Source organism: Bradyrhizobium sp. 172 (assembly GCF_023101065.1).
In the GTDB taxonomy this organism is placed as follows: domain Bacteria; phylum Pseudomonadota; class Alphaproteobacteria; order Rhizobiales; family Xanthobacteraceae; genus Bradyrhizobium; species Bradyrhizobium canariense_D.
In genome coordinates this window covers 6,439,035-6,465,371 of sequence record NZ_CP064701.1, presented here as the reverse complement: position 1 = coordinate 6,465,371, position 26,337 = coordinate 6,439,035, and the positions used below count along the sequence as shown (strand labels likewise).

The 26,337-nt window shown below is 59.9% G+C and carries 9 protein-coding genes and 4 pseudogenes; 6 read left to right on the top strand and 7 right to left on the bottom strand.

What is annotated here, in order from left to right; translation table 11 throughout:
• Window positions 1–297 precede the first annotated feature (297 nt).
• A complete protein-coding gene (xopAD, locus tag IVB07_RS30900) occupies window positions 298–8,703 on the top strand; it encodes a XopAD/skwp family type III secretion system effector (protein ID WP_346659443.1) in 8,406 nt (2,801 codons plus the stop codon).
• Between the two features lie 108 nt (window positions 8,704–8,811).
• Here xopAD and IVB07_RS30895 read toward each other — a convergent pair.
• From IVB07_RS30895 to IVB07_RS30885, 3 genes and pseudogenes are all read right to left on the bottom strand, one after another.
• A pseudogene (locus IVB07_RS30895) lies at window positions 8,812–9,376 on the bottom strand (aminodeoxychorismate/anthranilate synthase component II).
• Window positions 9,373–10,765 (bottom strand): annotated as a pseudogene (gene pabB, locus IVB07_RS30890) (aminodeoxychorismate synthase component I). Before pabB ends, IVB07_RS30895 begins: the two co-directional pseudogenes overlap by 4 nt.
• Before the next feature lie 97 nt (window positions 10,766–10,862).
• Complete coding sequence (locus tag IVB07_RS30885) at window positions 10,863–11,135, bottom strand: Dabb family protein (RefSeq protein ID WP_256470086.1); 273 nt, start codon at window positions 11,133–11,135, stop codon at window positions 10,863–10,865.
• Window positions 11,136–13,565: 2,430 nt separating this feature from the next.
• On the opposite strand from IVB07_RS30885, the gene panB reads away from it, so the two are divergent.
• From panB to IVB07_RS30860, 5 genes and pseudogenes are all read left to right on the top strand, one after another.
• Window positions 13,566–14,438 carry a 3-methyl-2-oxobutanoate hydroxymethyltransferase gene (gene panB / locus IVB07_RS30880; protein WP_018458909.1) on the top strand — a complete coding sequence of 291 codons (873 nt, stop codon included), beginning with the start codon at window positions 13,566–13,568 and terminating at the stop codon, window positions 14,436–14,438.
• 14 nt (window positions 14,439–14,452) lie between these two features.
• On the top strand, window positions 14,453–15,304 hold the full coding sequence (panC, locus tag IVB07_RS30875; RefSeq protein ID WP_247363772.1) for a pantoate--beta-alanine ligase: 852 nt from the start codon (window positions 14,453–14,455) through the stop codon (window positions 15,302–15,304).
• Window positions 15,305–16,613: 1,309 nt separating this feature from the next.
• Window positions 16,614–17,750: an MFS transporter gene (locus IVB07_RS30870; RefSeq protein ID WP_247287495.1), complete on the top strand. Its 1,137-nt coding sequence runs from the start codon at window positions 16,614–16,616 to the stop codon at window positions 17,748–17,750.
• Window positions 17,751–19,112: 1,362 nt separating this feature from the next.
• Window positions 19,113–19,235: pseudogene (locus tag IVB07_RS30865) on the top strand (transposase domain-containing protein); the annotation flags it as partial.
• The gene (locus tag IVB07_RS30860) at window positions 19,226–19,498 is read left to right on the top strand and encodes a hypothetical protein (RefSeq protein ID WP_018458918.1); all 273 of its coding nucleotides are present in this window, start codon (window positions 19,226–19,228) and stop codon (window positions 19,496–19,498) included. The pseudogene IVB07_RS30865 and the gene IVB07_RS30860, both read left to right, overlap by 10 nt.
• Window positions 19,499–19,569: 71 nt before the next feature.
• On the opposite strand, the gene IVB07_RS30855 is transcribed toward IVB07_RS30860, so the two are convergent.
• From IVB07_RS30855 to istA, 4 genes and pseudogenes are all read right to left on the bottom strand, one after another.
• Window positions 19,570–22,713, bottom strand: coding sequence for a Ulp1 family isopeptidase (locus IVB07_RS30855; RefSeq protein WP_247767814.1), 3,144 nt, complete (start codon window positions 22,711–22,713; stop codon window positions 19,570–19,572).
• 747 nt (window positions 22,714–23,460) lie between these two features.
• Window positions 23,461–23,736 (bottom strand): annotated as a pseudogene (locus IVB07_RS30850) (transposase); the annotation flags it as partial.
• Between the two features lie 180 nt (window positions 23,737–23,916).
• Window positions 23,917–24,678 carry an IS21-like element helper ATPase IstB gene (gene istB, locus IVB07_RS30845; RefSeq protein WP_027515747.1) on the bottom strand — a complete coding sequence of 254 codons (762 nt, stop codon included), beginning with the start codon at window positions 24,676–24,678 and terminating at the stop codon, window positions 23,917–23,919.
• Window positions 24,679–24,697: 19 nt separating this feature from the next.
• Window positions 24,698–26,239, bottom strand: a complete 1,542-nt coding sequence (istA, locus tag IVB07_RS30840; protein ID WP_247294116.1) for an IS21 family transposase — start codon at window positions 26,237–26,239, stop codon at window positions 24,698–24,700.
• Window positions 26,240–26,337 lie beyond the last annotated feature (98 nt).

Sequence of the window (26,337 nt, the reverse complement as noted above, 5' to 3'; positions counted from 1 at the left end):
ACCTCCACTCTGTCTCTGAAAAACTGAGGATAGCGAGTGCGGCGTGATGCGATCGCGTGCCAGTCTCGGCCGATCTTGGGCTGCTGGCGTGTACTTTGGCCAGGAGTAGGCCGCGCCGTCTCGGGTCCGGGCTGACCATGACGGTTGACGAAAACATGCCGCAGGTTCCTCAGACCTCATGCCATGCGCCATCTGGGCGATTGCACTTATGGGCCAAAGGCTTGATGCACCATGGTCGAGCGACATCAGCCCGCAACATCATAAGCAGCGATTCTCCCCTTTTATCAGAGATGGAATATGACGGGCATTGGCCGATCTGGCAGATCGCGCATTGGGGATGCTGGAGCCGGATCGAGCAGTTCACGCTCGCACTCAAGCCTAGCCCCTGGGGAAGGCAGTCAATCGTTCGATTCCGTCGTGGAGCGGATGCGCTCTGGGCCCCAAGATAGAGGGACGCCCTCCGCTAGCATGGCGCGCGGTGCCGACGATGCCCTTGGCGACAGGTCTTCCGGTCCCTCCGTTGGCCCAGATCGAATCCTAGGCGCTGCGGCACGGGCAGCCGCTGCGCCACGTGCAGCCACTGCACGGCGGCGCGGCTTTCCCTCAGTGTCGGAGGGTGGAGACACGACGCCGGTCACCAGCCAGCCGCCAACTTCGGGTGTGGCAGTCTCCATTTCCTCGTCAGAGGAAGAAATCAACGCAACAAGGCGGCACATGGATCGCCTGGTTGAGGAACTTGACGCTTGCCGTAATGCGGCCATGCACGCCCAGAACTCGGAGGAGGCGCAAGAGCTGAGCGATCGGTTCATCAAAGCAGGTTCGGCAGTTCTGGAGTACTACGCGAGGCTGCGCCCGGCCGTGGCGCGGAGCATTCTGTCGGACGCTGAGGTCCGTCGATACCGCTATGCCGTGCTCGATGCGGCCCACCAATGCAACGCACTGGCCTCATCGACTATCGCCGCCTTGCAAGACCGCAGAAAGAATTCGGCAGACCTGTTGCAGCGGATTTTCGAATCCAACGCTACCCCCGACCAGCTGAGCCGAGTGGCTTCCAGTGTGGCGAAGGAGCATGCGGCTTGCGTGGAGTGGTGGGGAAAGAAGCTGTTGCGCTCGGAACGGATGGTGTCCGTCTGCGAGGCCGCCGCCAACTTGCCAAGCACGACGCCCGAGATGCGGAAGCCCGAAGAGGCCGCACTACGCCTGAATACCGGCTTGGTACTTCATGCGCGGTACATGCGTCTGCAATCGCGGATTGCGCTCATGCAGCTTATGATTGAGTCTCAGGCGAGCACGTTTGAACCGGCCGTGAGGGACGCCCTCATGGGTGAGAACGGGGGGGTGCATCTGCTCGGGACCTTTGTCCAGGATGTTTATCCGGCATTCCTCTCGACGGAGGAAGCCGTTCTGCACAACGACGGAGCGGCACTCGACGCAGAGCACTGCACCGTTCTGGAAGGAGTCATGGAACGGCTTTCGGAATTTGCGTTGGCGTTGCACGACGACATCCTTGCCAAGCTAAGCGATAACCGAACAGGTGCCAGCCTCCCATTCGAACTGTTGGGCCAGATCGTAGACGACGCACGGATCACTGCGCACGAGGTCATGCACTTCCTGGCACTGCAGCTGAAAACGTCAGCCATCATTGCATCCCCGGCCGACGCTGGCGCTACGGTACCGGCCGACACTGCCGGCAAGGCAGCGGCGGCCAAAGGCACCGCTGCGCGCAGGGAGGGGAAAGGCAACCGCAAGCCGGCTGCTGATGCCGCGAGTTCGGCCGGGCGGCCCGAGCCGCAAGTCGCCGCGGGCGACAGCGACACCGCGCCAGCGGACAAGGTTCTCGTGCGCTCGGATCTAGGTACAAAGAAGCTTGTGAGCGCCAAGGAGGCGCATGCGAGTGCGTCGTCGGCGGCGGCACACTCGGCGGTCTGGCAGGCCCCGGCATCGACGGAGGCGTTGGCGCCACTGGTCAAGCGGTCGGACGAACTATTGCAGTTCGATCTGGCTGGTCAGCAAAGGACCGTCTCGCAAGCGCGCCAGATGAAGCCCGAGGACGCCGATCACGTAGTGGGCATCGTGGTCGAGCGCCTGCAGACGCAGCCCGCCGAGATGCAGGCCTGTCTGGACCCGCTGGAAGAGCCTGGTCGACGCGGCCTGCTCACGCCTGCGCATGTGCACGAAGTGCACGAGAAAACAGTCCGGCTCAAGATGAAGTTGTCCGAGGCGCAGGGACTGGCGAAGGCGGCGAACCCGGAATCAAGTCTTGCCCCTGGGGAAGGCAGCCAATCGTTCGATTCCGTCGAGCGGATGCACTCTGGGCCTCAAGATAGAAGGACGTCCTTCGCTCGCATTGCGCGCGGTGCCGATGATGCCCTTGGCGACAGATCTTCCGGACCCTCCGTTGGCGCACATCGGATCCTGGGTGCTGCGCCACGTGAAGCCACTGCGCGACGGTGCGGTTTTCCCCCATTGCCGGAGGGTGGAGCGCCAGGTCGAGAAGAAACTTCTTTAGGTTCTGATGGCAAACCCTGGCTCGGCAATAAAGGATCCAGAAGCTGGCAACCAGACACGGTGCCACCCCATAGGCAAACGGAGACCGACCCGGGTGCAGGACCGGGAAGGCGGCGTTTCGTCCATGTAGCCGAACAGAGCTTCAAGCGTGGATACTCGGAACTACTTAATAACGCTTTACATGACATTTCCTTCGCTGGCGACATCACTAAATTCTCATGCGCTGTGGTGGAGTATGACAGGAAGCTGCAGGGTCGAGCGGACCACGCAACATTCCTGCAAAAGGCCGCTTCCGAGTTCAAACGCGAATTTGTCCCAAGATGGGAACAAGATATCCGCGCCCGGAATACATGGGGGTACGCCACCTCATGCAACACGATGAGCCGGGAGGCTGGAGGTCAGGCAGGCGTGGAAGCTTGCAGGGCCATGGCAGCTCAGGTGTCGAGCCTCGGCAATGCGCTAAACGACGTCGAAAGCAAAACGCTTTCCCTATTCGTATTGTCGTTCAGTCGATATCCCGGGGTGGCGGAATGTCGCAATGGAATGATCCGAATCGCCAGATTTTTTCGTGAGCAACGCGGAGCACTTTCGGAGCTCAACGCTCAAAGTCTCGCCCTGCTGGTCAACGGCTTCAGCAAGTGCCCGGAACAGGAGAACTCTCGTGAGGCCACAATAGCAGTTGCCGCTGAGATTCGCCGCCGCGCTCCCGGGCTCTCTGATTTTGGTCCGCAGAGCCTGGCTATCGTGGTGAACGGTTTGAGCAAGTGGCCGGAAGACGCGGAGTGTCACGGTGCTATAAGGGCAATTGCCAGCGAGGTCCGTCACCGCGCGGGCCGCCGCGATGTCTGGCTCTCTGACTTTAGTCCGCAGAACTTGGCTACCGTGGTGAACGGTTTGAGCAAGTGGCCGGAAGAGGCGGAGTGTCGCGGTGCAATGAGGGCAATCGCCGTCGAGGTCCGTCGCCGCGCGGGTCGCCGCGATGTCTGGTTCGCTGATTTTGATCCACAGGCGTTGGCGAACCTGGTGAACGGCTTCAGCAAGTGGCCGCAGGACTGTCGAGATGCTATAGTTCAAATCGCCGTCGAGGTCCGTTACCGCGCGGGCCGCCGCGATGTCGGGCTCTCTGATTTTGATCCACAGGCGTTGGCGAACTTGGTAAACGGCTTCAGCAAGTGGCCGCAGGGCTGCCGAGACGCTATAGTTCAAATCGCCGACGAGGTCGTCCATCACCGCGGCGACCGGCTCTCCAATTTTACTCCCCAGCACTTGTCGAACCTCGTGAACGGCTTCAGCAGGTGGCCCGAGGGGGTGAAGTGCAACGACGCTATACTTGCAATCGCCAACGAGGTTCGTCGCCGCGCTGGCCGAGCGGACCGGCTCTCCAGTTTTACTCCCCGGCACTTGTCGAGCTTGGTGAACGGCTTCAGCAGGTGGCCGGAAAGGACAGACTGCTGCAGCGCTATAATTGAAATAGCCGACGAGGTCCGTCGCCGCGCCGACCGGCTGTCTGGGTTTGATCCGCAGGGTCTGGCGAACCTGGTGAACGGTTTCAGCAGGTGGCCTGATGTGACGGGCTGTGGCGACGCCACGCTGTCGATCGCCGGTGAGGTCTGTCGCCGCGCCGACCGGCTATCTGGGTTTGATCCGCAGGGTCTGGCGAACCTGGTGAACGGTTTCAGCAAGTGGCCTGACGAGACGGGCTGTGGCGAAGCCACGCTGGCGATCGCCGGTGAGGTCTGTCGCCGCGCCGACCGGCTTTCTGGGTTTGATCCGCAGGGTCTGGCGAACCTGGTGAACGGTTTCAGCAAGTGGCCACAAGAGGAGAACTCACGTCACGCCACCGCTGTGATCGCCGGTGAGGTGCTTCGCCGCGCCGACCGGCTCTCCGATTTTACCTCTCAGCACCTGGCGAATCTGGTGAACGGCTTTAGCAAGTACCCACAAGAGGAGAACTCACGTCAGGCCACCGTTGTAATCGCCCATGAGGTCCTTCGCGCCGACCGGCTGTCTGATTTCACTCCGCAGGGTCTAGCGAACCTGGTGAACGGTTTCAGCAAGTGGCTGCAAGAGCAGGACGCTCGCCAAGCCACAGTCGCGATTGCCAACGAGGTCTCTCGCCGTGACAACCGGCTCTCTGATTTTACTCCGCGGGAACTGGCGATCCTGGTGAACGGCTTTAGCAAGTGGCCGGAAGAGGCGGTGTGCCATGGGGCGATAATCGACATAGCGGGCAAACTCGGCTCGGGAGACCTCCGATTCGGAGCGTTCACCACAACTCAGCTCAGCATGATAGCCAATGCTCTCGGGCGAGGTGTCACGAGGGGAGAGGGCACTGGAGAGATCATAGAGACCGCTCTGCTGAAGAATCGGCTGCACGGTATGGCCCACTACCTTCACTATGCCAGTGATCGCCTGGAGCAGACCCAGGTTCTGAACATCGCCATGATTTTCAAAGCGCTGGCTAAGGCTCAATTGTTTGACGATCTCGGTTTGCTCGCACCCACGGGGTTAGACCGGCTGACGGAACTGCATCGTGCCCCTGGCTTTGCCGCTGAGAACGACCTCGAAACCATGGGTACTCTCTGCGTCGCTCTCCTGCCGCTGGCGCGCAGCCCGCACCTGCGCTGGCACCGGAGGCGGGCTTTAAACTTGCTGAACGACATTCAACCGATCGTCGAGCACAAGATCGAGGGGCATCTCAAAGCAAGCGATGCCGAGCGAGCCCGAGGGCCGTACTCGAGCCGTTGCCCCGCCTTGTCGATCTATCAAACGCTCAAGGCCCGTGCGGTTTTCGCGGCATTGTTCCGCCGGCCCTATGTCGAAGGCAAGAAGTCCGATTTGCGGGTGAGGCAGGAAGAGCTGCAGCGCAAGACTAAGGAGATTTTGGACAAAACGGGCGGCCTCGTCGAAGGCGATCTTTCCAACATGAGCTGGAACCTGATGGCGGAGATCGCGGCGGAGAGTCCGGTCGATGCGCTGGACACGTTCTTGGCGCAGAATGCGGCGACGGTCCAGGCCCAACATCCAGCGTCCGTGTTCGACGTCCATCAGGTGTTGCGAACCATGGCCCACGAGCCCAGACCTCCGCAGGGTGACGCGGGACTTATGCAGTTGTCAGTGGTGGACATGCAGGGCCGGCCAGTGGCCACGGAGCCCGAGACACGCTATTCGATTTTTCATCGCCTGACCTCGGGGGTTTTGCCCGTCGTCGCGGTCCAGCTGCCAGGAAAGCCGAGCGCGTTCATGCTGGCGCGTACGATCACCGTCCAGGGTGTGCCATACCGCATGGACCTGTTCGGCGGAAGCAAGTTAAAGCCGCCCAAAAAGCCCGTGTCGCAGATCGCCGGCCGCCTTCCAGGTGTGGCGAGGGCAGAGTCCTCCGGGGGAAAGCTGCTGGCGATTCCGTATGCCGAAACGGCGCCGGGCACAGCGTTCGAGCAGCTGTCACGTGCCTGGGCCCCTTTCAAAGAGGCATACTATTACACTCAGCGCAGGGGTTTTGCCGCGCCGCCGGCAATCAAGGACCTAGGTCCTCGGGACTACGCGCTGGAGGGCGCCTTCAAACTGTCGCTGCTGCCGGACCGTCCTGCCAGCGAGGAGCATCCCTTCAAGCTGACTGGGCCAGAAGGCCCGATCGCCTTGCGGCCGCATGATGGTTGCGGTTTTATCAAGGCCTCGCTGGCCAACCGTATGCCAGCTGTAAATCGCGCCCGCCGACAGGAAGGTCCTGATCGGGTGCCTGCCTTTGCTGAGGGAAGAAGAATGTCCGTTCCCGCATCGGCGCTGCAACACTATCCCCGAAGCGAGCCGGTGACCGATGAGGCGCGGGAGAAGGCCAAAACCTGGCTCGAGAGCAGACAAGGGCGAGAGTTGACGTCTGAAGAGTTGTTTCGCACCGTGACGGCCGGACACATCGACGGTCCCGGCGCGGTTGCCGTACCGTCCAGCGATGACTGTCTCCATGTGCCGACGCTCAAGAGCGAGACGTTGATGGGGGCGAGCGGCGTGCTGATCGGGCGCTCGCCCTACGACAAGCCCAATCTGCGCCCGTTTGCCGCCGAGCGAGTCAAGTCGGCCGTTGAGGGGGACCCGACCGCTGTGTTCCTCGAAAACTGCACAGCCATCCAATACAGCTTCAATGTCGCGCAGAAGTCGGGGAAGGAACTGGCGGGCGACGATCCGACTTTTTTTGCCAAAGGCATTCTGATGGTTGTGCCGGATAAGATGTGGCCGGCCGGCTACGCCGACCGTGGGCTGGTGTTGTCTGCCGAGGACGTCAAATGCCATTCGAGCTGGACCTCGAGCAAGGACCGCGCCAAGGTGGACACGCCGCTCGAGTGCGTCGGCATCCTGCAGGCTACCGAGGTGTTCGCTCCGGGCTCGTTGGTTGCCGTCCCGATCGGTGAACAGAAAAAACTTGACGGAGACTTCGACGGGGACACCGTCGTCATCGTCGGCGACCGGCCGCAGCTTTATGAGCATGTGCGCCAGTTCGATCGCAAGGAGCAAGCTCTCGGACTTCCGTCGCTGAAGCCGCCAAAGTCGCATACCCCGGCGCTTGAGGGCGACAATTACCAGTTCGGTCGCGCCCGCCAGATCCTCGCCGCCACGCAGGATGTCCTGGGAACCTATAGCTGCCTGCAGCGAAACTTTCTGGCTCAATCCCATGAAGCACAACGCTGGTTTGCCGAGCGTGCTGTCTTTGGCACCTATGAGGGCGTTCACCACGAGCTCAGGCGAGAGATCCGTCAGCTGTTGGGCCAGGAAGAGGTGAGTAGCCAAGATATCCAGAACACGTTTGCGAGAGCGAGGAGCGAGATTGAGGTCGCCAAACATCTGGTTGCTCGCGAAATGGCCGAGTTGCTCGTCGACAACCTAGCGGCATGGGCAGTGAAGCCGAATGAGCAACCCCTGCCCGAAATAATCGAAAGCTCGAACGCCGCAAACCCGAGCCTCAGCGCAAGGCTCTGCAACCTTTTCCCGGATCTGGCGGAGACCTATCCGGCAACGCCTCAGCCACGAGACCGCATCCAGCTTTTACTCGACCACTATCCTGCTCGCATCGATCCCCGCCCGGATGGTTACAATGCGGACGACCTCGTAAAAAGCGCAAACAACTTGCTGAGCCTCGGCATCAAGGTCGGCACCGACGCCTATAAATCCGATACTGGCGCCAACCTCTTTTTCCAGAAGAGCAGTCATCTTCAGCGGCTCCTCTACGAGACGCCGGGCTTGAAGTCCGTGCCCTACGTCAAGGGCGTGGCGGCGACCCTCGCCCGCGGAAGGTTTGATGTCGATGCGACCTTGGAGGATCTGAGGGACAACCCCACTCTGGCGGCTTCAATCATGGAGACCTCGATCAAACTCGCTGCGGAGCAGGGCATTTTGCGCAAACCGTCCGGCCTCCGGCCAGCCGCTGACGATGCTGACATGATCACGCTGACCCGCGAGCAGGCCTCAGAACGCGCTCAAAATGAGGCTGGCCGAGCTATAGCCGAAGAGAGGAAAATCACCGCAGCGGCACGCGAGGTTGCCGGAATCCTTGCGCAAGCCGGCATCGAGGTGAAGATGCCCCATCTGGAGCGCCGCTTGAAATCGCATGCCTCCATGACAGATCAGCTCACCGGCATGAGCATCCCACCCAGCAGCGCCCCACAGCTCTTCAGCAACGCGGTACGCCACGTCTTAGAAATTCCTGACAAGGATTTTACACGTGCCTTCAAGAAAGCCATGCTGGCCTTCGAGGAGCGGGACTACACCGAACGCCAGACAACCAACTGGTTCAGAATGCGCAGTCCGACTTTCGTCGGCATCAAGACAGTGCTCACCACGGCGGACTCTTATCGCTTCGAAGTGGAGTTCCACACGCCAGGCAGCTATCAAGCCAAGCTTGCCAATCACGACAGCTATAAAATTCTCGGCAGGCTGCGGCGGCAATCAAGCGAGGATGCTTGGGAGCAAGCTGAGGCCGAGAAACTGGTGCAGCGGACGAGAGAGGTTTGCACAGAGATTGCGATCCCTGACGGCGCGCTGGGCATACCCCACTGGGGAGCCGAAGGAGATCGTAAGGACGGCGCCGCTGCGGCATTTGGATTGCGAGCTTTCGATGAATCAAGAATGCCCGAGATCGCCAGGTCAACGGAGGCAAGAGAGATTACCGCGGCGACTTGTTCACACCGCGCAAAACCAGGGTGAGCCGCAGCTCCTGTGCGGTTCTTGACCGGAATTGTATCGCCGATGTGCGGGAACAGAACAGCCATTTTGCCTGTGAGTAAGCTCGCGCTCGCTTGGCCCTTCTAAGGTTCAAGCGCGTAGGAAGTTTGCGAACAGTACGTCCCCTTGTGGGGTGAGTATCGACTCTGGATGGAACTGCACGCCATATGTTGGTTGATCGCAATGGGCGAGGGCCATGAGTTCCATCATCCGAGCGTGCTGTCACCGTCAGGTGACGGGCAGATGAAGGATCCAATTCGACGATAAGCGAATGGTAGCGCCCCACACGAAGTGGAGACGGTAGTTCTTTGAAAAGCCCGCCGCCTTCATGTGTGACATACGAGGACCGTCCGTGCATAGGACGACGGGCGCGCGTTACGCGTGCGCCGAACACGGTCCCAATGCACCGGTGTCCGAGACAAATCCCGAGAATTGGCACCTGACCCGAAAGTTCACGAACGACGGCTATCGATATTCCAGCCTCAATTGGAGTGCACGGACCGGGGGAGATGACAACCGCGCGCGGCCTAAGGTCAGCAAGTTCGCTCACGTCCATCGCGTCGTTCCGGACGACACGTGTTGCTGCACCAAGCTTGCGAAAATATCGCGCAATGTTGAAGACGAAAGAGTCGTAGTTGTCGATAATGACAATCAAGATGCACCGGCGTCTTCAGCAATGAATGCGCGAAAAATGCGCTCTGCCTTTGCAAGGCTCTCCTCATAATCGGCGGCCGGATCGGACATTGCTGTTATCCCGGCCTGCATGGAAGACGGCCAGGCCGTCGCCGATCGTTACGGTGCGAATGGCAATATTTACATCCATATGTCCATTGAATCCTATGTAGCCTATGGCCCCGCAATACACCTCTCGCGCCACACGCTCGATATCCAAGATAATTTCCATCGAGCGTACCTTGGGGAGCTCCGGTAACTGAGCCGCCGGGAAAGCAGGCCCTAAGTAGGCCTACGGCATCCTCTCCGTGTGCTAGCTCACCCGTAACGACGGACACGAGATGGTGCAGTGAGGCATAGGACTCGAGATTGCATAAGGACGGGACGTGGACTGATTCAGGCGTGCAAACGCGCGAGAGATCATTGCGCAGGAGGTCGAGGATCATGGTGTTCTCGGCGCGGTCTTTCTCCGAATGTACCAGCGTCTCAGCGCGACGCCGGTCTTCCTCGCAATCAGCAGAACGCGCCACCGTCCCCTCGATAGGTCGCGTTTCGACCTGTCGCCCGTCAAACTTTAGGAAACGCTCGGGCGAGCTCGATGCAATGGTGAGCTTGCCATACCGAAGAAGGGCGGCAAAGGGAGCCGGATTCATTTTCCGCAGCTGACAATAGAAGGCTATCGGATCGAACGAGTTCGCCAGGCGAGCGCTGAAGCGCTGCGCAATGTTGACCTGGAAGGCGTCACCCGACAGAATGAGATCAATCACACGCTGTACCGCCGCGATGTATCCCTGGCGACTGAAGTTTGAATGCCATGAGCCGGCCTCGCCTGGTTTAAAATCAGGAGGAGGGCTGAGACTGTAAGCAGCCCAACAAATCCTTCGGCTCTTTGGCGAGCTCTCTCACGGCGGCGAACTGGATCCTGCTCCGGCCACCCGGTAGAAAGGATCCAGCATCTATCATGGCGATGATCGAAGCTTATCACGACGTCGTAAAGATGTAGGAGTGCCTGAGGCAAGCGATGCCCCCCGATGGTCGGCACCGGCAATCGCTCCAGCGTCCTGTTCAGCTCGTAGCCAAAAAAGCCGGCGGCGCCGCCCTGGAATGCCGGGAGATGGGCGCGATGTATTTGCGGATAGTTGGCTAGCAGAGCGCGAAGTGCCGCCCACGGATCGCCCACAATGGACTCTCCGTTGCAAATACCTCTCCCGTCCGCGATTATGTAAGTGATGAAGGGATCGCACGTCACATACGAGTACTGCCCGAGCACCGCGTGTCTCGATGCGCTATCCAGGAACGTGAGGTGCCTCCGATGCGCGATGCGTCGCATGGCTGTGACGGGCTCAATCCACTGCAGTTCCAATACATGCATTAGTCTGTCGCTCAGCGATACATGGCCGATTGTAATCCCGTCCGGCGAAGGCGTGCCTCGTGGGCACCCAAAAACCGCTACGTGCCGGCCAGGTTAATTACGCCCGCGGGTAGGGCCTGCCAAATGGCTCCGCATCTGTTGACATGCTGTAATCGGCCGCGAGACGTAGCTCTGGGAGCGGTCTTACCTGCCGGATCGACTCCTGGTAAAGCTCGTGCGCTTTATAGGCTACCAGTTCGACATCGTCGTCGAATTCACCGTAGACGATCACGTCAATTTCGTTGACAGGCCGGTCACTCTTGCGGTTGCGAGCGACCTCAAGCCGGCGTGCGTGCGGGATTTTGGCGAGTACGGAAAGGCCGTCGACTATTTTGTCGACATGCGCCTAATCTTTTGCGGTGAAGAATACGATGTGTCGAATCATAGATGACCGTCGGTGATCGCGAACATTGCGGTTTGACTTCGCCCAAAGCGACAGATGCCTCATCGCAAAGTCTGCAAGCCTCGGGCAGCCGTTCAGATGCCACTGCACGGCAGGCGCCCTGCACCATCCCGGTGGCGGGTGTTTAGCTCGCTGTTCTTCCTCCGCTATTACGCAAGGTAGACAATCTCTGAGACGAAATTCTGCATCGAAGTAAGGAACCGCCTGATCATAGTCGCTAGGACAACTTCAGCAGATGCTTCCGTCGACGGTCATTAGCTTCGCGCGGATCTCGTGCATGAAACGGTCTCACTTGCAGAATCGGCGCATAAGAACTGCAGCAAAATGCGCTCCTTCGTTGAATACAGGCCGGGTCACAAAAACAGAAGGGGGAAGGCCGCCACCAGCCCCTGAAGCGATGACATCGACGCGTGACTTCAAGGTTGATTCCGCTCTTCGGCTGATCACCGCAGAGAGATGATCGTGAAACGACTTTCAATCGCGGAACGTGAGTCTTAGCCATACATGCCGCCTGGGAGGAGCTTATCGTTTCGGCGCTGCTCGTCGCGAAGTAACGAAGAAGGGTAGTACCTGGTGCACACGCTTGCCTGGAGGCGCTTCCAACGCGCAGCTGCATCGCGCCGGAAGGCTGCGCTGCCTTCCGGAAAGTCGCTGAAATGCTGCTCCGCCTTCGCCAAGTTTTGGGAAAAAATGGCCGCCCGAGGTGCCGCGGTTCTGATCGAGCACTCCTAGACGGCCTTCACTTGGACCGTGTTGCTTGCATGCGCATGCGAGCCCAACGCGCTGGTACATCGGTGGATGCGATTGCCCAGGGAAGCGCGGCTGCCATTTGCTTGACATCAATACAAGTGAATTCGATGGTCTATCCTTAAGCAAAGCCTAGCGGAGGCAAGACATGCGCAATCTGCTGTTTGTCGCTGCTAGCACTTCCCATGCCACTTGGCTTTGTCTCGCCTTCGGGTGTACGTCCTGCGACCCGCTTGGCAGGACGCTCTTGTCTGCAAGGACGTATCTGGGGGATCCTGGCAATTGCCAGTTCTCGTTCGGGGACGGACGCCTATTGCGGTATCGACCCGACATAGGCATTGGCGCGGCGGGTAGAACGATCGCGCTGACAACCAGTACAAGACGCCACGAAAGGACGCACCAAGGGAATGCGGGGTGTTGTTACGAAATCGTGTCTTCGACGAATAGTAATGGCCTTTGAACGTGTGCAGCAGAAGCTGCTGACCTCGCAATGGCGGCCGCCGCTTAGATTGCGACCGCACTACTGCGCCTTAACCCCGCTTAGCCCTTTTTGCATCGCATGACTTGGCTGGCCGTGTCAAACTGTCGACTCTTCGATGGCCTGACGCTTGGGTTGCCACGGCTGCTGCGAATTGAGCAGCAAGCCGACGGCAAGCGCACCGGCGCCTCAGGTCAGCGACGCCTCTAAGCGGCTCGCCTGACAAGTCTGTACGGTCGGGTTATCCACACGCCATCGAATTAGCGGCGGCAGACGCGCGTCTGCATAGCTTTCACGATCTGCTGCGCCTGGAAAGCACTCCCATGCTTGCATTTGACGAAGGCGCGGCGCTCACTCCGAGCTCGTTTGAAGGATTTCACCGCGGAATACGCGCAACGCAATTTTCGGCCGACAGGCAGGGGTTCATCGAACGAATCGATCGCGATATGCCGCTACAACAGAGGGTGAGCACGAGGCCTGTTTCGGGAGCTGGAAAGTGCCAAGTATCCCGGGGAAGGGATTGCAGCAGGGCATGGTACGCAATTTCTATCAGCTCTGTATGGGGAAGTAAGTATGCCGGAGCGTTGATGCAGCGCAGTGTGAGCGGCAACAAATCCTCGGGCTGCAGTTGAACTTGATGAGGCTCGGAAAAGAACTCGCTCCGGTAGAGTATTGCCTCCCTGGGCAGAGCCAGCCAGTGCGACATGCAAGAGATGCGGTTAAGACAACGCCGCAGGCAAATTGCCAGAATGATCGCATCGGCGCGCCCTGAGGCCCAGCGTGACGCAAGGCGCTTCCAAATGACAATTTGAATCTGGGAGTTCTTGCTTGATGGTCGCGCGACCATTGGAGTTTTTATGCACGCGCCTGCTACTTTGGAGGCGTATGTTTCCCTTTCATGGTTGACGAGTTTTCACTCGTCCGCCATAGAAAAAGGGTGGTCCCCCGGGATGCGCGCAATACTCAACTGCTTCGGTCGCAAGAATCGGATTACCGTTCGCCTAGCATATTCGGTGACGCGGGGACTTCGGGAGGGCGGTGGCTTCAAAATCGTAGGCGAGACAGGTGAGATTAAATTGTATCGCTTAGAGCTGCGAAATCGACCTGAGGCCATCTGACGGAACGGATCGAAAATGAGCCACGCTTCGGAAGTATCAGTTGAGCGGATCACGATTCCAATCCTGCAGCGATGGAAGCAGGAGCGGCGGCGTGTCGCCATGACCACCGCCTACGATGCGGTTACTGCAGGCATCGCTGACCCCATCGTCGACATCATTCTTGTCGGCGACAGTGTTGGCAACGTCTGCCTCGGATTCGACAACACGTTGCCTGTCAGCGTGGCGATGATGAATCATCATCTCGAGGCTGTTGCGCGCACAAGGCCCCGTGCCCTGCTCGTGGCCGATATGCCGTTTCTTAGCTTTCACCTCAGTCCGGAGGAGACGATACGCAACGCCGGAGGATTCCTGCAGCGAGGTGCAGATGCAGTGAAACTCGAGGGCGGGGCCAAGCGCGTGGAAATGGTGCGCGCCCTGGTCGATTGCGAAATTCCCGTCATGGGCCATCTCGGCCTCACCCCGCAGAGCGTCAATATCATGGGCGGATTCAAGGTGCAGGGCCGGAAAGCCGATGACGCTTTGCGGCTGCTTGATGACGCTCACCGTCTGCAGGAGGCCGGATGCTTCGCGTTGGTGCTTGAAGGCATTCCGGCCGAGCTCGCCCAGCGAGCGACCGAATCGCTGTCGATACCAACTATTGGAATAGGCGCGGGTCCCGGGTGCTCGGGCCAAGTGCTCGTATTCCATGACGTGCTGGGGCTGACCGAAGGTCGTCGGGCCAAATTCGTTCGCGCCTATGCAGATGGTTTTCAGCTGTTGCAGGAGGCGCTGTCGCGCTGGGCTACCGATGTCCGCAGTGGAGCGTTCCCGGCGCCGCAAGAGTCCTATCGGCTTCCTGAAAGCCTGGGTGACATCATCGCAAACTGGGCTCCTCCTAAGACAACCTGATGTAAGGTGCTACGATGCAGACGATTACGACGGTCGCTGAGCTTCGTCGTGAACTGGCGAAGGCTTGCAGCGCGGGCAAACGCGTCGGGCTCGTGCCGACAATGGGCTATTTGCACGAGGGCCATCTGGCCCTGGTCAAGGCGAGCCGAGCGCAATGCGACGTCACCGTCGTTAGCATCTTCGTCAATCCGACTCAGTTCGGACCAAACGAGGATCTCAGCAGCTATCCTCGCGATTTCCTGCGCGATGAAAAATTGTGCCGCGATGCCGGTGTTGCGATTGTCTTCGCGCCGGGTGCACGGGAAGTCTATCCGGCTCAATTCGAGACCTTCGTCGAACCGGGCGAATTGGCGAAGCCACTATGCGGGGCTTTTAGGCCTGGGCATTTTCGCGGCGTCGCAACCGTGGTATGCAAGCTGTTCAACATGGTGCGTCCGGACGTCGTGTTTTTCGGGCAAAAGGATTTTCAGCAATGCGCGGTCGTGCGTCGCATGGCAACTGATCTCAATCTTCCGATCGAGATCGTCACCGTGCCAACCGTTCGGGAACCGGACGGGCTCGCGATGAGCAGTCGCAATCGCAATCTGAGCGAGGAAGAACGTCGGCGAGCCGTTGCCATCAGTCGTGGGCTGTTCGCCGCGGCGGATGAGTTCCGCTCAGGAGTGCGCGAGGTGGATAAGCTGATTGCGATCGCGGAGCGGCATCTTGAGACCGTTGATCGGCTGCAATACCTTGAACTTGTCGATGGTGATACGCTCAAGCGCGCCGCGAGTCCGCTGCGGCTTCCGGCGGCGCTCTGTGCCGCAGCCTACGTCGGTTCGACCCGGCTGATCGACAACGTACTGCTCGCGTTGCCAACTCTGTAGCGCAATTCAGAACCAAATCGACAAACTGTGTTCTTCTTATCTGTTTCAGCGGTCGTCGGTGTAACCCTGGAAGTTCCGACGCGGCCGCCCCTCGCGCTTCGCCGCGGCAAGATTTCTAGCCGGGGTAGATCGAAGTCGTCGAAACTAATGCGCACGTAGCCCGCGTCGACAGGGGGCTTCCGCAATCAATTCCGACTGAAGATGACGCACGACTGTCTGGGGCAGCGCGTATTCGCCGATCTTGCACTGATCCTTCTTGAAGGAGAGAATATGCGCGTAACGGAACACCGACACGCGATCCGGACGGGGTTCGATGCATTTGGCGCACCGGATCTAGCACTACAGTTGCAATTTTCGGGTGGTTCTGAATCTCTGGGCCACCATCATTCGGGATTTGATGATTGGTGGAGCGTCGGTCGAAGATGCGCGACGCTGTGGGCTTCTTTGTTGCGGCAGACCAAGCAACGGATTCGTCCGCTGTTTACGCACGAGCGGGTCGCAATCTCGGGCGGGGCAGCTTTCTGGATGAACTGTTGGGCAACGAGCGCATCCCTCCGCACACGGACAAGAATCAATGCCGGTCCATGTGCACAGCCAATTGGATGAAGAAGTCGTCAATGGCGAGCCGTGAGGGGGGCGTTGACAAAGACCGTGAGTCTAGCAGGCACATAAGCATCTGCGTGCCTTCCATGATCAAAGTGTTTATGTCGGCGTCTACACCGCGATGGCGGTTGCCACAAGCTATGGCAGACTACGCAAGCCCAGAGTAACAGGGTTGCAAACCCATCGCCTCGCATTGAGACCGATTGCGATCGGCTGATGGAGTTTCGTCTCGTTGTCAGCTTTGCGACTGAGCCATGTTGACTTGTCGCGGATATGACTACGGAAGGCGAGGCCGCGTTGGCGCGCTGAAGGGCGTCACCAAATCGTAATACGAGGTCTCGAGGCGCACTCGGGTGCTTCGTGCTCCTTCCGTGCGCCACCGCGCTCACCAATTCAGCAAGTAACAAGCTTGTTGAGAGCCCCGACGCTCCATGCCTAGCCGGCACAGTGGTCCGATCGTATCGAGGCCGGATCGAGGCGTCACGTGCGTTTTCGCGGTGGCATCGTATTTGCAATCAAAGATGTCGTCGCGGATCGAACTAGAGTGACGATCGACGCGATCCGATATCACGCGCTGAACCGTCGGCATGGCGGATTGCGCCAACAAACGATGTCCTCTCGACCGCCGAACCTGCGCACTCTCTGTCGCTCGGGAGCCCGTCGCTGGTACAGCGCCCGCGGGTCGTCTATCAATAAGGTCCCTTTCATGGCGTCTGCTGGTCAACCATCCTCTCGCTTAGCAACGCGTCTTGCATTCTTCGTTCCCGGGGTTGGCTTCGGGGCCTGGGCCCCGCTCGTACCATTTGCGAAAGACCGGCTGGCGGCCGATGACGGCGTACTTGGCCTACTACTGCTCTGCCTGGGTGCTGGATCCATCATCGCGATGCTTCTGACCAGTGTTTTGAGCGCCCGCTACGGCGTCAGGCTGATCATTCTTGTGGGTGGGCTTAGTCTCGCGATCGTCCTGCCGTGCCTCACGACAGCTAGCAAGTTGGCGCTCGGCGTCGCGCTATTCGCCTTAGGCGCCTCGATAGGCTCGATTAGCGTGGCCGCGAACATTCATGCGATGGAGGTGGAGCGCACGGCGGAGTGCCCGCTGATGTCCAGCTTCCACGCTCAATTCAGCATCGGGGGACTTGTGGGGTCTGCAGCCATGACCGCTTTTCTCTCACTGCAGATTGACGCATTTGTTTCGGCTGTGGTCTGCTCGGGATTGATAGTGATCGCGATCATGCTGGCGTGGCCGCGATTGGTACCAACGGCGCAGGCGGACCAGGGACCGTCCTTCGTTCTGCCGCGTTCCATCGTGCTCCTTCTAGCCGTGATTGCGGCGATCGCCTTCCTTATCGAAGGCGCGATGCTCGATTGGGCTGCCTTGTTGGTCGTCGGCGCTGGTCTTGCTCCAAAGACGCAGGGCGGCTTAGCGTATGTACTGTTCTCCATAGCCATGACGGTGGGACGCCTTGCTGGCGACGCCGTCGTCGAACGGGCGGGGGACCGCGCGACAATTATGTTCGGAAGTCTACTGGCCTTGGCAGGTTTCGGAGCTCTGCTGGCGGCACCGGCGGCCGTCATCGCCATGATCGGCTTGCTGCTCATTGGTCTTGGCCTATCGAATGTCGCCCCGATTCTGTTCCGGCGCGCCGGCACGCAGGAGGCGATGCCCGTTGGTCCGGCGATTGCCGCGATCATGACGGTGGGTTATGCCGGAATTCTCATTGGGCCAGCTGGTATCGGCTTGCTGGCCAAGTACGTGGGACTGCCGGCCGCATTTGGGGTCCTAGCCGGGCTCATGTGCCTCGTCGTGCTCTTGGCGCCGATCGCGACGGCGAACACACGGTGAATGCGTTTGAAACGTGAAAGAGCGGCACCCGCGCGCAAGAGAAGCTCCGATCGTGTCTTGTCTCTGATCGAGACGGCAATGAGTTGGCTAGCTGATATCTGCCTGGCGCCGATGATCGCTTACTTTTTGCTGGTCACAAAGCGGTGCGCTTCTCCGGAAGTGCTTCAGGCCCGGCGATTGGTGGTCCGCGTTCTTACAGAGATCTGCCTTCATGCCTATGATAGGTCGCTTGATGCGCTTGCTGTTCGCCCAATCGTTTCATCCCAGGCTTCTATGCCTATGTGAATCCGCGCTTTCGGCTGTTCGCAAGCTCGGAGCGTTCAACCCGATTGCCCAAAGCGGACGTTCGCCGAGCAGGCGTTGATACCTCACGGACTTCGAAATACCGGTATCTGGTATCTCGCAGCCCCTGGACAGGGTTGTGCGGTGGCCTTAATCAATCGAATTCTGCAAGCCCGGTCGATTTGATCATTCCTTCTCGGGACTATCCCGACGTTCGAAGCCGAGACAACCTCGCCGGTGCGGGCGGTGCTCGATAGGGTCGACGAGAGTGAGAAGGACCACGAGATCGGCCTTCGTACGGATCTTGCATGGAGGAGTCTCGAAGTCGGCACCAGAAGAGAAAGCTGGATTGACGCGTACACGACGTGAAGATATTGCAGTTTTTGGTCGGCACGCTTTCTCATGGGCATGGTTGGGTCACTTCGTTCCCTTAGGATGGTGCCGCGCTTATCGCAAACCCTGCAGATGAACCGCTCCTTACAAGGCGGACGTGTGTCTCTCGCGCCATAATGTTGCTCCGAACGGAGCAAGCCGCGTACCAACTCTTAAAACCAAAGGGTGCAGGCGTGGCCCCTTCTCGGCGCTTCTCCTTGAGCTTGAACGACGGATGAAAGAAGTTGACCTAGAGTTGCCGCCGAATAGAGGCGGCCCATCACGTGCGCCGTGTCGAGGCCAACGAAGCGGCCGTAGCCCATCAAGCGACGCACAACGCACCATTCTTCTGCTCGACGAAGGCCTGACCGTTCTTGTTGTAGGCACGCGAGCGCGTCACCCCGAGCTTCGGTTGGCGCACCGCGGCGCGAAGACCTCGTTCATGAACCTGCTGTCGTTGTCGAAGTCCACACCGCGTAGAAGCCAGCGGAACCGGCTCTGTGCGTGTTTCATAGCCTCGACAACCAGCGAGCCATCCCGCCTCACCAACGGCAGGCACTCCGTCCAGCCCGTCGCGAATCGGCCATCGTCATGGTCTGGATGAACGATCCCGCCACCGACGTGCCGCGAGGGGGCGACCATGTCGACCTCGCAGAAGCCCGGCCGCGGGCTGTCCAATTAAACGTCCGGTTCGGAACTTCCCGCCGGATGACGCTCATCATGACGGCGCGTCTCAACAACATCGATGCGAAAGCGTGGCTCGCCGACGCCTTCGCGCGCATCGCGGACATGCCACAGAGCTGCCTACACCAGTTGCTGCCGTGGAATTAGACGTCGCTCACGTCGACGTCCTCCGCTCAGCGCACGTCAACAGAGTCAATTTCGTCTTCACCATCGGTCGCGTGGCAAAGGACCTCGGCGAGGACGAGGACTGGCTCTGGGATGTGGCCAACGGAGTGGACCCGGTGGGCGGCGTCATCTCGGTTTACAGCATAGGTAACGACGGCGTCACGGCGTTCACCGACTCGGCTAACCTGATGGAGCTCATCAGGATGCACAGGGGAACCGAACCCCTCAGGCGGTGGAATCGGTGATCCACTGTCCCCGGCTTATCTCGGACGGATACAGTTCAACCAGCTGCACGCGCTATTCAGTTGAAGCCACTTCACCCCCTTAGTCGGTTTTGCAATGCCTGCCGATCGACGACGAGGTAGAGGAGGCTCAGATCTGCGTGCCGTCTTCCCGCGAGCCGTCTGACCAGCGCCCGGGTACCGTCGACCACAAACACTCCGCAATCATAGCCGTTCCCCTGCTGGCGCATGGGGGCATCTCGCAAATCGGCTCCCACCCGCGCTGCGAGCTTTGCTGCAGGTGTGGCATTGTATGCCTTGGCGGAGTCGTAGTATGCCTTCGCGGAGTCGTAATGATAGGCGACCGGCCTGTCGCGATCGCGGCGATCTACCAGCAGCAACGACCAATGGGAGCCGCGGGCACGAAGGTTCGTAGCGCTCGCATCACTCACCGGCAAGAACAGGAAGTCGGCCGTATCGTTGCCATTCCGATCGTTGACAATGCGATGGAATGCGTCCAGGGCGTCGCCGTGCGTACCATGGCCCACCTGAAAGGCGATGAGAGGATCGACGAACCGGGTCCGGGCGGCGAGGTTTGGATTGCTTTGCCGCAACTCCTGCGACAGGAGCTCGTAGTCCCGCTGGATATGCTGGTCACCCAGCCATTCCCCGGCTCCGAGCACCCGTCCGCTGCGATCGCTGGCAGAGGCACTCGCCCTCGAAGCGCCGATCCGGGCATCAGGAACCGAGGATGGGCCAGGGTGATGGATCAGCTGGGCGTCGCGGCGTCCTCGCGGCCCCAACGCAATGGAGTAGGTCTCACCGTTGATAGAGACCGGCTGGGGAGCCATTTGCGAACTCGGCAGCAGCATTTTATTGTCCAGTACATCGAGCAGGAAGTCTGGCACCGGCTGTGTGCCATGCTGCCAATCCTCGCCGACGAGATATCCGATATCCTCGAGCTCTTGCGGCTTGCCTGATGAACCGATGAAGAACGGCGGTCTGCCGGCAGGGCTGAGCACCGGCCTTGACTGGGCGTCGTCACGTATTTCCTGCGGTGTGGACGGCAGATCAGTGAAAGAAGCCAAACCGTGGTAGATGTCTGAGGACCGAGCTGGCGCGCCCTCTGGAGTTGGCCACTCGAAGTCGGACGGCACTCGTGGAGACCAGGTTAAGCTCGAGCCGGCCAGGTCCTGCCAACCCGGTCCAACCGGGCCTTGCGCTGCCGGCCACTCACTTGGATCAAAGTCGGACGGCACGTGCGGGGACCAGGTCGAGCTCGACCTGGCCGGTTCCTGCAAGCCAGCCTGCCCAAACGGATCTAGCAGCGGCGGCCACTCACTTTCGGACGGCGGCGTCGGCAAATCTCGCACCCAGGTTGAGGTTGAGTTCGAGCTAGCCCTCTGCTCAGGGAAGGTCACACCCAGCCCTCTGTTTGCCTCAACGAGTTGCAGATACTGCCTGAGCTTCCTGAGACTCAGGCCAAGTTTCCCTTTGGCTTCCGTGAAAGCCCGGTGGTCTGCCTCCAGCGAGCGCCGCTGCTCACTATTGCCGTTGATTCGGCTCGCGATGCTTTCCCTACCCTCTGTGCGGAGCCAATTACTGAAATTGCGTTGGGCCGAAGCAGTATTACGAATTGTTTTTCTTCTCTGTTCGGAAGCTGGGTCGAGGTTTCTCAGCTCTTCCTTGGCCAGGCTCTCGATCAGGCTGGCGTCATCGTCATAAGCACGAAGTCCTTGTTGGGGCTCGAGCCCCAGGTATTGTCGAAGGAGATCGAGTGGGGGTGTCTGCTTTGTGGCTTTGCTGTACGCCGCATAATCTGCGCTCAATGACGACTGCTGCTTAGCATTGCCCTCGATACGGTCCATGATGCTCGGCCTGCCCTCTCTTTGAAGCCAATCACTAAAAGAGCGTAGCCTGGAAGCCCTCGCCGAAGCGCAGATTTTCTCCTTGCGAGTCGCGTCGGATCCAAGCTTGGATAGAGCGTCCGTTAAAAAGTCACTGATCGTGGAGACGTCCTTCGGATGAGCCGACAACGTTTCGCGCCCCATCAGGCGGGGCCCGGCACCGACAGCTTGGAGCCCGTCAGCCCCGATCCTGCGGAGATGAGACAATGCCGCGCTGAGGCGGTCACGATCATCGCCGCCAGCTACGAAGTACTCGTTGATGTCGTCGGCGAGCGACCTTGGCTCATTGAATGCCCGAGGAGCCAGGGGCCCCTTGCTCTGCGCTCGGAGCCAACGAGCAAACGCGTTGAGCGCTTGCACATTGCCCTTGATCGTTGCAAGCGGGACCTTTCCAGTCCCGCGGCCTCTGGTACCATCGGGATCTACTCTGTAGTCTTTGACGTTTTCCACGAACTGGCGGATCATCCGCTCGTCTTGGGGGTGCATCGGTTGCTCTCGCGTACCCACCCCAGCTGGAGCAGATATGGGATTTCCAGCCTGGAAATTCTGGAGTGTATCCAAGGCTCCACCCACATAGTTCCTGCTATTGGCGCTCGCCACCTTCTTAAATTCATCTTTATAGGCTGTCAGCAGATCAGCATTGCCAAGCAGGTCGTTCAGAGTGACGCCTTTGGGTTGGAGGAATTCGCTGAACATTCGAAGAGCCATCACATAATTCTCGATCGTCTTCGTTTTACGGTTCGCGCTGCCCAATGCCGTCTTGAACTCTTCAATCAGCGCTAGGTCTGCTTCGGACGGGCGACTGCGCTTTGCAAAGTCGATGCGAAGCTCCGAGTAGACGTCATCAGAGGCTGGGCCGCCGGACCACTTCTCACGGTGATTTCCTCCAAAGACTTTGCTTAACCCTGATTTGACCCGAGAGAACAGTCCACGCGGCTTATTGTCCTTCGTCCGCGCCGTAGGTTGTTCCTCCGAGGGCGCTGCGTAACGCATGCTGCTGAATGGCCTGTCCTGCAAGTCAGACCGATAATTATTTGCAGCCGAGCCAAGATGAGCGTGCGGAACATCGACACTGTGACGCGTGCTGCTGAACGAATTGTCCCGCAGGTTGGACCTTGGCCGCATTCGCATCGAACCACCAACGTCCGTACGCTGGATGTTTTCATGCGACCGTGCGGCTGAACTGTCGGGGGAACTAGCCCCGGAACTCTCCTCAGGAGAGCGGAGTTGCAGCTCGCCCAATTGCTGCTCGAAGCCAGCTTGATCCGCAGGGTCGACGTCGGCCTCTTGCCCCGCACGCTGCAACGCCTGCTGCTCGGCGTACCAGCGCATCCAAGAGTTCGGATCGTTATAGATCGGTTCCACACGACTCTCCTAAGATGAGAAGATTCTTCATAGTTGCCCGGGAGCCACACTCCGGCGCATTGACCACAGAGACTCCGGCTTCAAAAAGCCGGACGTCAAGATCGCCAAATTGAACAAAAAGGGACTGTTATCGCGCGTCGCTCCGAGCTCGTGCATTACTCACACCTGCCCGGTCTTGGCTGCTTGCAGAAAAGCGCCCCGGCTCCTGGGCAACAGGTGACCGCTCGCCAAACTCAAAACGATCCAGGAGAAACGAAACCCAAATACTCGCACGACTCAAAAAGCCACGGTGTTGCCGCCCCTCCTTCCGGGACATCGCATGCGGCACATCGGCGACCGACATTGGGCCGCCCCACTGCTGTTGGAAGGCGACCGGGTTTCAATACTTGCACTGCAAGCTCTGCTTCCTCTTCAGGTCAACGTCCTCACATTCGCTACAACCAACCGAGCCTCTCCGAGTGATCATGAAGCTTCAGAGAAGGCCGTATGTATGATTCAGACTGTACAACCTGACGCTACGTAGACTTCAAGCCCCCATCGCTGTCGCGTCGAGCCTGCTTGGGTTTTCATACCCGTTTCACGATGCGGCAAATCCTCGCAGCTTGGTGATCTACCCCGCTTTCGAGCACCTTAATTGCGCGAGGCGCGCCGCCGCCGATAAGACGTGTTGGCAGTGGCGTAAGCGCGAAACTTTGGCCGTTCAGGCTTGGAAGTTCAGGGCATGAGAGTATCGATCTGAGAGATCGGCCAGCGCCGCGCGATCCGTTCGAGAGTTTGCGTGAGCCAGGAGTGCGGGTCTGGTTGTTCATCTTCGTTGGTCTGCAGCAGCGTGGCGATGGTGGCCGAGGTCCGGCCACCATGGCTGCCCGCGAAGAGCGCGCTTTTTCTCGTGATGGTTGGTGGCCGGATTGCGCGCTCGACGGCGTTGGAGTCGAGCTTGATGCGACCGTCGCTTAGGAAGCGCTCGAGAGCGGTGCGCCTGGATGTGGCACACGGATCGGCCTCAAGCGTGTAGGGCATCATGGGCGATCGTCCCGGTCGGAAGCCATTGCGGATTCCGGGGATTGCGGCCAGAGATTCCGATTGAACGCGACCATGCATTCCGATCGAAGGCGGCCACCTGTTCCGACGAAGGCGGCCGGGGTGTCGTTGCCGGCATGAGGAGTTGGGTCAGGTTTTCTTCGCGGCGTCAAGATTGGCGCGTTGGGCAGTTATTTTCCGCATGCTGTCTCCTTTGAGGATGAGGCGGTGAGCGTTGTGGACGAGGCGGTCGAGGACGGCGTCGGCGATGGTCGGGTCGGCGATGATCTCATGCCAATTTTCGATCGGTACCTGGCTGGTGATGATGGTCGATCCGCGCTGGTGACGATCGTCGACGACTTCGAGGAGATCGCGACGCTGCTCGCCGGTAATCGGAGCGAGGCCCCAGTCGTCGAGGATGAGCAAATCGACCCTCGATAACGTCTTGAGGAGCCGCGCATAGCGTCCGTCGCCGCGGGCGAGCGCAAGAGCTTCGAACAGCCTTGGCAGGCGATGGTACAAGACCGATCGATTATCGCGGCATGCCTTGTGACCGAGCGCGCAGGCGATCCAGCTCTTGCCGACGCCGGTCGGCCCGGTGATGAGCAAATTTTGCTTGCGGCCGATCCAATCGCCATCGACGAGCTTGGCAAAGAAGGCGCGGTCGATGCCGCGCGGAGCGCGCAGATCGACATCTTCGACGATTGCGGCCTGCCGTAGCGAGGCAAACTTCAGGCGTACGATGAGCCTTTTGTTCTCTCGCTCAGTTGCTTCGCGATCGATCATCAGGCCGAGGCGCTGCTCGAAGGTCAGCGCGGTGACGTCCGGTTGGCGTTGCTGATCATCGAAGGCCTTGGCCATTCCGGCGAGCCCGAGAGCGGCGAGACGTTCGTGGGTATGATTGCTGAGCATAATGCCTCCTTGTTGCTGGTCAGTGGTAGTAGCCGCGGCCACGGATGTTACCGTGCTGGATGGGATCGGCGTCGGGGGTGGTGTCGGGAAGGAAGGACTTGTCCAGGCCGGTCTTGAGGATCGAGGCAATCGACCGATAGCTCGCTGAGCCGATGCTGATCCCGCGGCGGCAAGCGGCTTCGAGACGTTGCGTCCCATAGGTCTTTTCCAACCGCAGGATGCCGAGACAGGATCGGAAGCCCTGCTCGGGATGCGGCTTTGTCCGCATGATCGCCTCGCACAGCGCGATTGTGGACGGACCGACTTTCTCAGCGGCGGCCAGCAGACGCGCCGGCGTCCAGAAGGCGTATCGGCGATGCGCGCTCGGCATGTGCTCGGGGATCGTGGTGTGGCGGCGCTTCACCCCCGAGCGTGCATGGCTGGCGATGCGGGTGCCGCGATGGAACACCTCGATGGTGGCTTCGGTGGCCCGAACCTCGACAACCTGGCGGATCATGCGGGATGGCACCGAGTAGAAGTGTCCCTGAACTTCGACATGGTAATCCGGCGCCACACGGGCACGACGCCATTCGGCGTACTGATAGGCCTCGGCCGGCAGCGGCATCAGGGCCGGACGATCGATGGTGTCGAAGAACTCGCGGCGGCTGGCACCGAGCTTGCGCATCAGGCGGGCGTTGAGTTGGTCGACCAGGATGCGGATCGCAACATTCAACTCGGCGAGCGAGAAGAAGCGCCGGTTGCGCAGCCGCGCCAAAATCCATCGCTGGACGATAAGAACCGCCGCCTCCACCTTGGCCTTGTCGCGCGGCTTGCGGGGCCGCGCCGGCATAATGGTGGTGCCGTAATGGGCGGCAAGATCTTGGTAGGTCCGGTTGACGCCTGGCTCGTAGCGGCTCACCACCGTCACCCCGGCCTTCAGATTGTCGCAGACGAGCGCCTTCGGCACCCCGCCCAGGAAGGTGAGCGCATCCACATGGGCGCCGATCCAGTCGGGCAGCGCCTCGCTGAACCGGGCTTGGGCAAAGGTGTAATTCGACGCTCCCATGACCGCGACGAAGATCTTGGCGGCGCGCACCTCCCCGGTGAGCCCGTCGAACACCGGCATGGTATCGCCGGCGAAGTCCACGAACAGCTTTTCGCCGGCCGCGTGGGTCTGCCGCATGGTCGCCGTGATGCCGTGGCGCCATTCGACGTAGAGGTCGCAGAACCGGCTGTAGCCGTAGCCGTCGGGATGATGGCCGCGGTATTCCTCCCACAGCAGTGCCAGCGTTACGCTGCGGCGGCGCAACTCGGCATGGACATGCCCCCAATCCGGAAGCGGCTTCGATCGTGGCGGGTTGTAGCCGGCTGGCGCAAACAGCTTGCGCTCCAGGGCTGTGTCGTCGAGCTCCTCCGGGATCGGCCAGGTGATGCCGATCACCGCGGCCCGGCGGACATACTCCGCGATCGCCGTGCGACCGATCCCGACCGATCGGGAGATCACCCGATCGCTCACCCCACAAGCATACTTCAGGCGTAGAACTTCTCGAATCTTCCGCATCGGCAATCTCTCGGCGGGCATCGGACCTCCCATTGCGTCAACCGCAAAAGGAGGGACCTTGCCCCGTTCAGATTGCCGACAACGCCCCCCGTCTCACCCTATCAACAGGGTGGCCGCAT